This is a genomic window from Paenibacillus sp. VMFN-D1 (assembly GCF_003386155.1).
Lineage (GTDB): Bacteria > Bacillota > Bacilli > Paenibacillales > Paenibacillaceae > Paenibacillus_AQ > Paenibacillus_AQ favisporus.
In genome coordinates this window covers 109,333-121,776 of the sequence record NZ_QRDU01000001.1, presented here as the reverse complement: position 1 = coordinate 121,776, position 12,444 = coordinate 109,333, and the positions used below count along the sequence as shown (strand labels likewise).

The following is a 12,444-nucleotide window of genomic DNA, read 5'->3' as shown; positions in this document are numbered from 1 at the left end:
AGCCCCCTGTCCCGATATCGTTATTATTCGTTCAAAAATTGCTCATACTGCTCTGCCGTTAGCAGCGATTGCAGCTGCTCGTCCAAATCTCCCTCAACCTCTACCTCGATCATCCAGCCTCCGTCGTACGGCTCGCTGTTGACGAGCTCCGGCTCGCTTTCCAGCGCATCGTTGATTTTGGTCACTTTGCCGCTCACCGGACTGAACAGATCCGACACGGTTTTGACCGACTCGATCGTTCCGATGCTCTCTTCGGCCGCTACGTCGGCGCCGGCTTCCGGCAGCTCCACAAACACGATATCCCCCAGCTGGTGCTGGGCGAAGTCACTGATCCCGATGCGGACTACATATCCGCCTGCCTTTTCCACCCATTCATGATCCTTGCTGTACCAACGGTTCTCCTTCACATTGCTCATCGATTTCGCGTCTCCTTTGATTTCAATTTTGGGACTGCCGTTAATAGGTTAGTCTTCCTTGGCAGGCGCTTTGGCTTCTTTGGCCTTTCTGCGCCGCTGTTCCACCAGTTCCTTGGTCAGCTTGCGGCCAGTTGGCGTCTGGGCGAGTCCGCCCTTCCCGGTCTCGCGGTGCTTGGCCGGCATGGCGCTTCCGACCTCCAGCATGACGCCGATCACTTCATCGGCCGGGATAACGCTGCCAACGCCGGCAAGAGCCATGTCCGAAGCCGCCAGGGCGGTGACGGCCCCCAGCCCGTTCCGGACGATGCAGGGAATCTCCACCAGCCCGGCGACCGGATCGCAGATCAGGCCGAGGCAGTTCTTCAGCGCCAGGCCAACAGCATGAACGGCCTGCTGGGCCGTGCCGCCGCGCAGCTCGACCATCGCACCCGCGGCCATGCCGATCGCCGAACCGACTTCCGCCTGGCAGCCGCCTTCCGCCCCCGAGATCGAGGCGTTGTTGGCTATAACATAACCTATGGCGCCGGCACAGAACAAGCCCTTGACCAAATGTTCGTCTTCCCAGCCGAAGCGTTCCTGGGCGCTGACGAATACGCCGGGGATGATTCCGCAAGAGCCAGCCGTCGGCGTCGCGATAATGCGTCCCATCGAGGCGTTCACTTCCGACACCGCCAGCGCGTAGGCCATCGCCTCGGCCGCAGGGCCGCCGAGCGATGTTTCCCCCTGCTGCATATAATCGGACACCTTTTTGGCATCGCCCCCGGTGAGCCCGCTCCGCGACTTGGTGTTGCCGGTGAGGCCCTGGCGCACCGCTTCCTTCATCACACCGTAATATTCGGCCATTTGCCGGAATACTTCCTCGCGGGAGACGCCCGTTTCGCGCGCCTGATCCTCAAGCATAACCTCGGCAATCGTCTTGTTCTCCTGGCGGCAAATGTCCGCCAGCTGTTCGAGGGTCTCGAATCTCATATGATGGTTAGCTCCTTTTGGTCAAATCGATCATCGTGACTTCCTTGATGTGGGGAAGCTTGCGGATGGCCTGAATCGTGCTCTCCTCCGGAGCGGAATCCAGCTCGAACACAGTCATCGCATCCCCGCTGCGTCCCTTGCGGTCCACATCCATATATCCGATATTATATCCGTCCCGGCTGAGCAGCGCGGTCATGTTGGCCAGAACGCCCTGGCTGTCCGAATGCTTCACCGCCAGGGTCGGGTATTCGCCCGTGATCTGCACGTCAAAACCGTTCAGCGAATATACCGCGATCGTCCCGCCGCCAATCGAGGCGGCTACGATTTCGGCGGTCCGGCCGCCTCCGGTCAGCTGGATTTTGACCGAGTTCGGATGAGGTCCGTTGCCCCGGCCCTGAACCCATTCCAGGGTCATGCCGGCTTCTTCGGCCAGCACGTCCGCCTGCGGAATCCGCTGATCATCCGTTTCATTATCCATCAGCCCGGCGGTCAGCGCCAAATCGGTTCCATGTCCCCAATACGTCTCTGCAAAAGAACCGAACAGCGTCATCTTGGCCGTCTCCGGCTGGCTGCCCAGCAGCTGACGCGCCACTCTGCCGATACGTACCGCTCCTGCGGTGTGCGAGCTGGAAGGCCCCACCATGGAGGGACCGATGATGGAAAACACATTTTTAAATCTCACTTCGTTCTACGCTCCCCGTTAGCTATTTTCGACGCGCTTTGCGATGAATTAGACAGAAAAAAAGGACAGCAAAAAAGGCGTCAGCACCTTTTCTCTGTCCCTTGTACCTGAGAGTTTGTGCGGCATCGTGCGCCGCGTTCCCCTTGGGTGGCCGTATAGCTCTCTCCAGAGCCGCGTCCCGCGGCGGTTCCTTGTACCTGAGAGATTAGCTGCCTGCATGTGCCTACCTGCAGCTTGCTCCTTCGGTGCCGCCCTTATTCGATGGGCAGTCTCTCCCGCGCGCGTTCATCCGCTGAATATTCAATTACTTTCCAGGCATCCGCTCTACTTTTCTAAACTCTGAACTAAGAATAAAGCAGAGCGAATACGGGTGTCAATATAACATATGCGGCCTCGTCTAAAACTCCATCCCTGTACGCAAAAATTGCATCGCCCCGAGCGCCGCAATCCGCTTGCCGTCTTTCGGGGATGCGAAGGAGCACGCTTGGAACATGTCCGGCAGCGTATGCTTCTCGGCCGTCCGCAATGCGCTGTCCATATATCCTGGATAGGTGGAGGTGCTGCCACCGATCACCAGTACGTCCGGGTTAAAAAGGTGCAGCACGTTGGTGATGGCCAGCCCGCAGTAAAAGCCGGCACGTTCCAGCAAGGCCAACGAATCGCCGTCTCCATCCCGGATTTTGGCGAGGAAGGCGTCGATATCGCAGCCAGCCTTATCGAGAATTCCTATGCCGCCCGCCAATTCGTCCACCTTGCACGGCCCGGCTTCAGTCGCAATAACGGTGTAGCCCAGCTCCCCGGCAAACCCGCCTGCGCCGGTATACATCCGCTGTTTGGAGTAGACCCCAAGCGCCAGCCCCGAGCCGGCCATCATCACCGCGACCGTATCCTTTTCCGGATAATTAGCCGTCTCGGCAACCGTCGCCGCTTTCACGTCATTGATCAGACGGCAGCGGAAGCGCCCTTTGGCAAAATCGTCAGCCGTCACCCCGCACAGCGCGCGGATATCGGAAAACTGCAGGCGGCGGTCTCCCTCTACGAGTCCCGGAAGCGCGATTCCCAGCCCCTCCGGCTCATACGGGAGCCCTGCTATAAAACGTTCAATCTCCCCCGCCAAATATTCCAGCGAACAATCCAGCCCGGTAGGGACCTTCCGCTCGACAAGCTGTCCATCGACCTCGGCAACCATCAGCATTTTCGTACATCCCATATCGACACCTACTACGTTCTTCATCATTACAGCTCCTTCCAAACATCCTGATTCGCTTCACCTTCGGCGGACTGCTCCGGGACGATGCTGTCCCCTCAGAGTACCGCTTGGACCAAAATACCCAAAATCGAACATTATCATCATAATTCCATTGTAATATTCGTAAATAGGCATTATGATAATGTTGTTGACACCGGTTTGTACTTTGAGTATTAATAATATATAGAACGAACTCGAACATTTGATTCGAGCTTTATGATGTCGTGAACAAACAATCGTATAGCGGATGATGGTAATGGGAGAGATTACTGCAAGCAGTAACGCCGAAGGAGTAAGCCCGGACCCGGGTGAATCTCTCAGGCAAAAGGACGATTACCGGACGCATCTCTGGAGAGAATTCTGAACGTAAGAATCACCCAAGGGGAAACTTGCTTGTTGCCCGGGGTTGATGTGGAGCCCGAATTTCGCCTGTGAAGTCCCGGGCCGCTCCATTCACCGGCATCCGTAAGGTAACTCTCAGGTACCAAGGACAGAGCTTGAAAGAAAGTATGCGAGCACGCATGCTTATTCTTTCGCCCTGTCCTTTTTGTGCTGCTTGAAAGAACTTTTATGATGAAAAGCCTAAACAATCCGTGGTAACACGTGAAAACCGAGGTGACTCATGTCCGAATTGAAAAGAACACCGCTTTTTCCGCTCTATGCACAGGTTCCCGGCGTCCGCTGCATCGATTTTGGCGGCTGGGAGCTTCCCGTCCAGTTCAGCGGCATCCACAAAGAGCATGAGGCGGTCCGCGAGGCCGCCGGGCTCTTCGACGTTTCCCACATGGGCGAATTCAAGGTGGACGGCCCGGGATCGGAGAATTTTCTCCAGCTCGTGACCGTCAATGACGTATCGGTTCTCGAGCCGGGTCAGGCGCAGTACAGCGCTTTGTGCTATCCGGACGGGGGCGTTGTCGACGACCTGCTCGTCTACAAGCTGGGTGTGGAGTCCTACATGCTTGTTGTGAACGCCTCCAATATCGACAAGGATTGGGCCTGGCTTCAGGAGCACCGGCCGGACGGCGTGAACATGGTGAACGAGTCCGATGGAACTGCGCTGCTGGCTCTCCAGGGGCCGAAGGCTGAAGCGGTGCTGCAGCCGCTCGTCGATGCCGATCTGGGGCAGCTCTCCCCCTTTCATTTTATCCAAAATGTGAAGCTGTTCGGCGCTAGCACGCTGATTTCCCGTACCGGTTATACGGGGGAAGACGGCTTTGAGATCTACCTTGCCGCACAGGATGCTCCTGCCGTCTGGAGCGGATTGCTCGAGCAAGGCGAGAGTGCGGGCCTGATTCCGGCAGGGCTCGGCGCCCGCGACACGCTTCGCTTTGAAGCGAAGCTGCCGCTGTACGGACAGGAGCTGTCCAAGGACATCTCCCCGCTCGAAGGCGGCATCGGCTTCTTCGTCAAGCTGGGCAAAGCGGCCGATTTTATCGGCAAGGCGGCCCTTCAGCAGCAGAAAGAAGCCGGCGTGCCGCGCAAACTGGTCGGCATCGAAATGATCGACCGGGGCATCCCCCGCTCCCATTATCCCGTATATGCGGGAGATGAGCAGATCGGCGAAGTGACGACGGGAACCCAGTCCCCGACGCTGAAGCGTAATCTTGGTCTCGCGCTCGTGCAAAGCGGCTATTCCGCCCTTGGAACCGAAGTGGAAGTCGACGTCCGGGGCAAGCGGCTCAAAGCCAAGGTCGTAAGTACCCCTTTCTACAAACGCGAGCGCAAATAAATAGCAGGCTAACAGCATGATACGATTTTCAACCTAATCTAAAGGAGCTGACTCCACTTGAAACACCGTTATCTGCCTATGACCGAACAGGACCAGCAGGAAATGCTGGATACGATCGGCGTCTCCTCTCTGGAGGACCTGTTCAAGGACATTCCTGAAGAAATCCGTTTCAAAGGGGACTTGCCCGTATCCACGGGACTGAATGAATACGCGCTGACGACGCACTTGTCGGAGCTTGCCGCTAAAAATGCCAATACGGACCAATATGCCAGCTTTCTGGGCGCGGGAATTTATGATCACCACATTCCTTCGGTCATCAACCATGTCGTGTCCCGTTCCGAATTTTACACGGCCTACACGCCGTATCAGCCGGAAATCAGCCAAGGCGAGCTGCAGGCGATCTTCGAGTTTCAGTCTTACATTTGCGAGCTGACCGGCATGGCCGTCGCCAATGCGAGTATGTATGACGGGGCCACCGCCCTCGCTGAAGCCGGCTCCCTGGCCAGCGCCGCCACAAAGCGCAAGCAGCTGCTCGTGTCCAGCACGGTGCATCCGGAGGCACGTCAGGTTGTCCGCACGTATGCCAAAGGGCTCGGTCTCGACGTCGTGGAGGTCCCTTCCGCAAACGGCGTCACCAACCTGGCCGAGCTGGCTGAAGCCGTGACCGATCAAACGGCCGCCGTACTCGTGCAGAGCCCGAACTTCTTCGGAGCGATCGAGGATTTGGCCGCCATCGGCGACCTCATCCATGCCAGCAAAGGGCTGATGGTCGTCAGCACCAACCCGATCTCCCTTGGCATTCTCGAAGCGCCGGGCAAGCTCGGAGCCGACATCGTCGTCGGCGACGCGCAGCCGCTCGGCATCTCATCTTCCTTGGGAGGGCCAACCTGCGGATTCTTTGCCGTATCACAGGACCATATGCGCCGCATGCCCGGACGGATCGTAGGCCAGACGGTCGACCGGAACGGCAAGCGCGGCTTCGTTCTGACGCTGCAGGCCCGCGAGCAGCATATCCGCCGCGAGAAAGCGACGTCCAACATCTGCTCCAACCAGGCGCTGCTCGCCCTCTGCGCATCCGTATACCTGTCGGTCATGGGCAAGCAGGGCATGATCGAGGTCGGCCAGCTGAATCTGCAGAAGAGCCATTACGCCGCACGCCGGCTGGGCAGCATTTCAGGGGTAAGCTTGCCGTTCACGTCCCCGTATTTTAACGAATTTGTCATTAAGCTGCCGGAAGGAACCCGCGTGGCCGAAGTCAATGCGAAGCTGCTGCAGAAAGGCATCCTTGGCGGCTACGACCTCGGCAGAGCTTATTCCGAACTGGAAGGACATATGCTGATTGCTGTCACAGAACGCCGCACCAAAGAACAGATCGACCAATTCGCTGAAGCGCTGGAGGGCTGCATATGATTCAGGAAAAAGCGTTGATTTTCGAGTTGAGCCATCCCGGACGGATTGCCTACTCTTTACCGGAGTTTGACGTCCCTGTTGAGGAAACCGAAGAGCTGATCCCAAGCTCGATGCTGCGGTCGGAGCCGGCCGCGCTGCCTGAAGTGTATGAAGTGGACGTCATCCGTCACTATACCGAGCTGTCCCGCCGCAATTTCGGGGTGGACAACGGCTTCTATCCGCTCGGCTCCTGCACGATGAAATATAATCCGAAAGTGAACGAAGATGTCGCCCGTTATCCGGGCTTTGCCAAAATCCATCCGTATCAGCCGGAGGACAGCATTCAGGGCGCGCTTGAGCTGCTATACCGCCTGCAGGACGATTTGGCCGGTCTGACCGGCATGGACGCCGTGACCCTGCAGCCGGCCGCCGGCGCGCATGGCGAATGGACCGGCCTCATGATGATCCGCGCCTACCACGAAAGCCGAGGCGAGCAGCGCGACAAGGTCATCGTGCCGGATTCCTCGCACGGCACCAATCCGGCCAGCGCCACCGTCGCGGGGCTGAAGACGATTACGATCCCGTCGACCAACAAAGGCCTCGTCGACCTTGACGCCCTGCGTGCCGCCGTCGGCAGCGACACCGCGGCGCTGATGCTTACCAATCCGAACACGCTTGGCCTGTTCGAGGAGCAGATCCAGGAAATTGCCGCCATCGTCCACGAGGCAGGGGGCCTGCTGTACTACGACGGAGCCAACTCCAATGCGATCATGGGTATCACCCGCCCGGGAGACATGGGCTTTGACGTCGTGCACCTGAATTTGCATAAAACGATGAGCACGCCGCACGGCGGCGGCGGTCCGGGAGCCGGTCCGGTCGGCGTGAAGAGCCGCCTGATTCCGTTCCTGCCCCGCCCGCTCGTGTCAAAAACGGCTGAAGGCAAATATACGCTCGAAGGCGGCAGCGACCAGTCCATCGGACGGGTCAAAGCGTACTACGGCAACTTCGGCATTCTCGTCCGCGCTTACACCTACATCCGCAGCTACGGCCCGGAAGGCCTGCGCCGCGTATCGGAGTGCGCCGTACTGAACGCCAACTATATGATGAGCCGGCTCGCGCCATACTTCGACATTCCGTATCCGGGCGTCTGCAAGCACGAATTCGTCATGTCAGGCTCCCCGCTCAAGCAGTACGGCATCCGTACGCTGGACGTGGCGAAGCGCCTGCTGGATTTCGGCTATCACCCGCCGACCATTTACTTCCCGCTGAACGTGGAGGAGTGCATCATGATCGAGCCGACCGAAACGGAGAGCAAGGACACGCTCGACGCCTTTATCGATACGATGATCCGCATCGCGAAGGAAGCGGAGGAACAGCCGGAGCTGCTGCTGAACGCACCATACGATACGCCAGTGACGCGGCTGGACGAAACGACCGCGGCACGCAAGCCGGTGCTGAACTGCGCCTGCAGCTGATTTTCGGATTTGGATTCGATATAATTCGGATTCAATTCGGGTTCAATTCGGGTTCAATTCGGGTTCAATGCGGATTCAATGCGGATTCAGATATTGGAGAGAATACCAGGGAGCACCCTTTTCAGGGTGTTCTTTTTTTATATATTTTCTGTAAACCCGAGACATACCCACATGAAAAAAGGCCGGCATTCCGTAGAATACCGGCCAAGCTCGGATAAAGATATGCGTTATGCGTGCAAAGCTTAGCTAAGCTCAGGTTGATAACTGAGGGTTATAACTCGTGATGCCTCTCCAAATCCCCGCTGGTCACCAGCAGAACCATCCGCTACTGATGGCTCTGTACCAGCTGCGTCACTTCCTCCGCCGTGCCGAGCTGCAGCGCCTGTTCGGCGAGCCGCTCCATGTCCGCACGGGACAGCTTGGAGATCTGACTACGCGCGGGAAGAATGGACGAGGCGCTCATGCTGAACTCGTCGAGCCCGAGGCCGAGCAGAATCGGGATGGCCACGGCGTCCCCGGCCATTTCGCCGCACATGCCGACCCATTTGCCCTCGCGGTGCGCGGCGTCGATGACCATTTTGACCAGACGAAGGATCGCCGGATTATAGGGCTGATACAGGTATGATACCTGTTCGTTCATCCGGTCGGCTGCCATCGTGTACTGGATCAGGTCATTGGTGCCGATGCTGAAGAAATCCACTTCCTTGGCGAATACGTCCGCCAGGACGGCTGTCGACGGAATTTCGACCATGATCCCGATCTGGATGTCATCCGCAACGGCGATTCCTTCCACCGCCAGCTTGTCCTTCTCTTCCAAAAGAACGGCCTTGGCTGCCCGGAACTCGGCAAGCGTGGCGATCATCGGGAACATGATGCGGAGGTTGCCGTGCACGCTGGCCCGCAGCAGAGCCCGCAGCTGGATCCGGAAGATGTCCTGCCGGTCCAGGCAGAGGCGAATCGCGCGGAATCCGAGAAACGGATTCATCTCCTTCGGCAGGTCCATGTAAGGAAGCTCCTTGTCGCCGCCGATGTCCAGCGTGCGCACGACCACCGGCTTGCCTTCCATCTGCTCCAGCACGGTCTTGTAGGCGTTGTACTGCACATTCTCCGAAGGCAGCTTGTCGCGGCCCATGTAGAGGAACTCGGTCCGGTACAATCCGACCGCTTCGCCGCCGTTGTCAAGAACGCCTGCCACGTCGTTCGGCGTACCGATGTTGGCCGCCAGCTCCACATGAACCCCGTCCTTCGTGACGGTCGGTTCCGTACGGAGCTGCTTCCACTCCTCCATCTGCTTCGCATAGGCCAGCTGCTTCGCCGTGTATTCGGCGATCACCTCTTCGGTCGGATGGATGATGACATCACCTTCCATCCCGTCCACGATCACCAGCTCGCCGCTTTGCACGGAGCTTAGAACGCTTTTCGTGCCGACCACCGCCGGAATTTCGAGCGAACGGGCCATGATGGCCGAGTGCGACGTTCGACCGCCGATATTCGTCGTAAAGCCTTTCACGAACTTGCGGTTTAAGCCGGCCGTGTCCGATGGAGTCAGGTCCTCGGCGATCACGATGACTTCCTCATCGATCTCCGACGGGCTCACGTATTGAAGGCCGAGCAAATGCTTCAGAATGCGCTTGGTCACGTCCCGCATATCCGCGGCGCGTTCCTGGAGATAAGCGCTTTTCATATTTTCGAACATCCGGATGAACTGCGCTGCCGTCTCATCCAGGGCATATTCCGCATTGACCGCTTCGCTCCGGATTTTGTCCTTCACCGGGTCAATGAGCTCCGGATCGCTTAAAATAAGCAGATGCGACTCGAAAATTTCCGCTTTTTTCTCGCCCAATTCCGCCAGTGTCCGCGCCTTGATGGCCTCAAGCTCCGCCCGCGACTTGGCCAGCGCATCATCCAGCTTCGCAAGCTCGGCCTGAACGTCATCCGCCTGCTTGCGACTTACCGCGTAATCCGGATGCTCCAAGATGAATGCGCGGGCGATCGCAATTCCCGCCGATGCCGCGATTCCCTTGATCTTATTCATGAATCTCGCCCAGCCCCTCGCCAACCATAACCTGCTCAAGCGCTTCCAGCGCTGCGCGCTCATCGCCGCCTTCCGCGATCAGCGAAATGATGTCGCCCTGCTCCAGATCCAGAGACAGAACGCCCAAAATCGATTTTAAAGTGACCTTCTTCCCGCCGGATTCGGCAAAGCACTCCGTATCCTTGAATTTGGTAGCTGTATTGACAAGCGCTGTCGCCGGACGCGCATGGATTCCGTCTTCATCGATAATTTTAAACGTTTGCTGCATGAGGATCATCCTGCTTTCTGCTGAGATTTTGTAAATACAAAAAAGGCATGAGTATCCGCTCGGGATCCTGGTCTCTACCGCTAAGCGTTAGATTGCCCCAGTAATGGGGAAAACAACCAAGATCTACAGGTTTACTCATGCCTGATCGTATCAGTAACACGTATGCATGTTCAATTGGGTTCATTACAGTCAGTATTGTAGCACCCATCCCGCCAAGTTGCAAGCGCTTGATATTCGAAAAAGGCGCCTGCGCTCCTTCCACAGTGAAAGCGGCGGGACCATACACAATCAAAGGCGCCACACCCGCAATCGATCAATCCACGCGCCCCTGCTTTTTGTGAACCAGACGCTGGAGATGGATCGTCAGATATCCCACTTCCGCCGGATATACGGGCCGACAGAGGCGCTCCTCCATCACTCCGGTCAGCTTTTGAGCGAGCCGGTACGTATCCGGATATTCCCGCTGCATCAAGGCGTCGAGCGTGTCTGTTTCCTCTACGGCCTCGCCTCTGCGGATCCGCTCCAAAGCAAAGCGGAGGTGCGTAATCAGGCGCGAGTAGTCCAGCGAATCCCGGGGGACCCGGAATTCCATCTCCGTCTCCACGATGTGGACCAGATCGCTGATCAGCTCGGAATGCTTGCGCACTTCGGAAATATGCTGATTGGTCAGCGCGCCGTGGATATGCAGGGCGATAAATCCGGCTTCCTCTTCACCCAGGTCCACGCCAAGCTTCTGATGAATCAGCCGGACGGCGAATTCCGCCATTCGGAACTCCTCGGGGTACATTTCTTTGGTCTCGTACAAAAAAGGATTATGGATATGAATGCCCTGCTGCATGCGCTTGATCGCAAATGCGATGTGATCCGTCAGGGCGATATGGACATGCTCGTTCAAGGCCCCTGAGCTTGTCTGGTCGGCATGCAGCAATATTTCGTTGACCGCTTCAATCAGTTTTTCGTCGACCTGGGGCAGCAGCTGCTTGTACTGCTCCTGCTCCTCCGGCTTGGTCAAAATAAACATCTTCTCTACCTCAGCCAGCGGAATGGCCTGACCGGTCTTCCGATTAAAGCCGATCCCTTTGCCGATGACCACCACCTCGCCGTGCTGGGGATGCTCGGCAATGATGACATTGTTGTTTAACACCTTGTTCACTTGCAGACTGCTCACACTATGCACCTCGTTTGCTGACGCCTGATAAGTTTATCATCTCTGACAGACAGAAAAAATATCAGAAATCGGCCGATTCGTCAAACCGAACGGACATGAAACCGTGCATTCCCTGTTTTAATCGCCTCGGCCACTATCTTGATGATGCGATGCAGCCAGCCTGGCAAAATAGTTTACGGCAAAATCGCGAAATAGTGCAGCGGTATGCGTCAAATACCGTTCCTGCGGCCAGGACAAGGCAATCGAGCGTTTGCACCAGCTTTCTTCGAGCCGCAGCAGAACGACGTCCGGCCCGGTTGAGCCGCCCCAAGTAATAGCCGGCAGGAAAGCAACGCCTTGACCCGCCCGGATCAAACCGCGAACCATGGCCGGGTCGTCGCTCTCAAACCGGATACGCGGAGTAAAACCGGCTAGGCGGCAAAAAGCATCCGTCGTTTCGCGCAGCGATTTGCCCGGAGGCAGCGAGATGAAGCTCTCTTCTCTCAACTCTTTCAAACTGATTTGCGTATGGTCAGCGAGCGCATGGCCTGCGGGAACCGCAACGAAAATTTCTTCTTCCAGCAAAGTAAGCGACGTTGTTCCCGGCGGCAGTTCGGCCCCGTCGGAAAGGCAAAGATCGAAACTCCCCGCCCCTTCGAACGTCGAATGCTGCAGCAAATGGAACTCGGCGGCTGGGCATTCTTTGCGGAAATCGGCCAGCAGGTCCGGCAGTAAATGCGAGGAAACGCGGACGTCGAGCGAGACGGCGGGAGAAGCAGAGCCGCCGAGGTCCTGCAGCTGCAGCTTGCCGTCCTCAAGGGCTTGCAGGGCGATATCCACTTGGTGCAAAAATAACTTGCCGTGCTCGTTCAGCCGTATGCTTTTGGGCTCCCGCTCAAACAGCTTCGTCCCCAGCTCGGCTTCCAGCGAGGCGATCATTTTGCTGAGCGCCGGCTGCGAAATATGCAGGCTGCGGGCCGCCTGGGTCATATGCTGCATCCGGGCGGCAACCTGAAAATATTTTAGCTGCAGCAGTTCCATTCCATATCCCTCTTTCGATCTCTAACATAACCTATAAGTTATGA

The 12,444-nt window shown here is 57.4% G+C and carries 11 protein-coding genes and 2 riboswitches; of the genes, 3 read left to right on the top strand and 8 right to left on the bottom strand.

Annotation, left to right across the window (positions count from 1 at the left end; translation table 11 throughout):
* Positions 1-23 precede the first annotated feature (23 nt).
* From gcvH to C7820_RS00590, 4 genes are all read right to left on the bottom strand, one after another.
* The gene (gene gcvH / locus C7820_RS00605) at positions 24-416 is read right to left on the bottom strand and encodes a glycine cleavage system protein GcvH (RefSeq protein WP_116229417.1); all 393 of its coding nucleotides are present in this window, start codon (positions 414-416) and stop codon (positions 24-26) included.
* Between the two features lie 48 nt (positions 417-464).
* Positions 465-1,385 carry an L-serine ammonia-lyase, iron-sulfur-dependent, subunit alpha gene (gene sdaAA, locus C7820_RS00600; RefSeq protein WP_076169680.1) on the bottom strand — a complete coding sequence of 307 codons (921 nt, stop codon included), beginning with the start codon at positions 1,383-1,385 and terminating at the stop codon, positions 465-467.
* Positions 1,386-1,392: 7 nt separating this feature from the next.
* The gene (gene sdaAB / locus C7820_RS00595; RefSeq protein ID WP_116229416.1) at positions 1,393-2,067 is read right to left on the bottom strand and encodes an L-serine ammonia-lyase, iron-sulfur-dependent subunit beta; all 675 of its coding nucleotides are present in this window, start codon (positions 2,065-2,067) and stop codon (positions 1,393-1,395) included.
* 174 nt (positions 2,068-2,241) lie between these two features.
* Positions 2,242-2,354: riboswitch (glycine riboswitch) on the bottom strand.
* A 110-nt stretch (positions 2,355-2,464) separates the two neighbouring features.
* Positions 2,465-3,304 (bottom strand): ROK family protein, encoded by an 840-nt coding sequence (locus C7820_RS00590; protein WP_116229415.1) that lies wholly within the window; start codon positions 3,302-3,304, stop codon positions 2,465-2,467.
* 259 nt (positions 3,305-3,563) lie between these two features.
* A riboswitch (glycine riboswitch) is annotated at positions 3,564-3,659 on the top strand.
* 279 nt (positions 3,660-3,938) lie between these two features.
* Between C7820_RS00590 and gcvT the strand changes: the two genes are divergently transcribed.
* From gcvT to gcvPB, 3 genes are read left to right on the top strand one after another with little or no spacing between them, the layout of a single operon-like run.
* Positions 3,939-5,045, top strand: coding sequence for a glycine cleavage system aminomethyltransferase GcvT (gcvT, locus tag C7820_RS00585; RefSeq protein ID WP_116229414.1), 1,107 nt, complete (start codon positions 3,939-3,941; stop codon positions 5,043-5,045).
* A 57-nt stretch (positions 5,046-5,102) separates the two neighbouring features.
* The gene (gcvPA, locus tag C7820_RS00580; protein ID WP_181908915.1) at positions 5,103-6,455 is read left to right on the top strand and encodes an aminomethyl-transferring glycine dehydrogenase subunit GcvPA; all 1,353 of its coding nucleotides are present in this window, start codon (positions 5,103-5,105) and stop codon (positions 6,453-6,455) included.
* Complete coding sequence (gcvPB, locus tag C7820_RS00575; RefSeq protein WP_116229413.1) at positions 6,452-7,909, top strand: aminomethyl-transferring glycine dehydrogenase subunit GcvPB; 1,458 nt, start codon at positions 6,452-6,454, stop codon at positions 7,907-7,909. Before gcvPA ends, gcvPB begins: the two co-directional genes overlap by 4 nt.
* Before the next feature lie 325 nt (positions 7,910-8,234).
* Here gcvPB and ptsP read toward each other — a convergent pair whose 3' ends face one another.
* The 4 genes from ptsP to C7820_RS00555 form a co-directional block, all read right to left on the bottom strand.
* A complete protein-coding gene (gene ptsP / locus C7820_RS00570; protein ID WP_116229412.1) occupies positions 8,235-9,944 on the bottom strand; it encodes a phosphoenolpyruvate--protein phosphotransferase in 1,710 nt (569 codons plus the stop codon).
* The gene (locus tag C7820_RS00565; RefSeq protein WP_076169674.1) at positions 9,937-10,212 is read right to left on the bottom strand and encodes an HPr family phosphocarrier protein; all 276 of its coding nucleotides are present in this window, start codon (positions 10,210-10,212) and stop codon (positions 9,937-9,939) included. Before C7820_RS00565 ends, ptsP begins: the two co-directional genes overlap by 8 nt.
* A gap of 313 nt (positions 10,213-10,525) precedes the next feature.
* Positions 10,526-11,380, bottom strand: a complete 855-nt coding sequence (gene glcT / locus C7820_RS00560) for a glucose PTS transporter transcription antiterminator GlcT (RefSeq protein WP_116229411.1) — start codon at positions 11,378-11,380, stop codon at positions 10,526-10,528.
* A gap of 117 nt (positions 11,381-11,497) precedes the next feature.
* Positions 11,498-12,400 (bottom strand): LysR family transcriptional regulator, encoded by a 903-nt coding sequence (locus tag C7820_RS00555; protein WP_116229410.1) that lies wholly within the window; start codon positions 12,398-12,400, stop codon positions 11,498-11,500.
* Positions 12,401-12,444 lie beyond the last annotated feature (44 nt).

Coding starts and splice junctions, on each gene's coding strand:
- C7820_RS00565 (WP_076169674.1), bottom strand. CDS start 10,212: ATGCAGCAAACGTTTAAAATTATCGATGAAGACGGAATCCATGCGCGT.
- C7820_RS00590 (WP_116229415.1), bottom strand. CDS start 3,304: ATGATGAAGAACGTAGTAGGTGTCGATATGGGATGTACGAAAATGCTG.
- gcvT (WP_116229414.1), top strand. CDS start 3,939: ATGTCCGAATTGAAAAGAACACCGCTTTTTCCGCTCTATGCACAGGTT.
- sdaAA (WP_076169680.1), bottom strand. CDS start 1,385: ATGAGATTCGAGACCCTCGAACAGCTGGCGGACATTTGCCGCCAGGAG.
- ptsP (WP_116229412.1), bottom strand. CDS start 9,944: ATGAATAAGATCAAGGGAATCGCGGCATCGGCGGGAATTGCGATCGCC.
- C7820_RS00555 (WP_116229410.1), bottom strand. CDS start 12,400: ATGGAACTGCTGCAGCTAAAATATTTTCAGGTTGCCGCCCGGATGCAG.
- gcvPB (WP_116229413.1), top strand. CDS start 6,452: ATGATTCAGGAAAAAGCGTTGATTTTCGAGTTGAGCCATCCCGGACGG.
- gcvH (WP_116229417.1), bottom strand. CDS start 416: ATGAGCAATGTGAAGGAGAACCGTTGGTACAGCAAGGATCATGAATGG.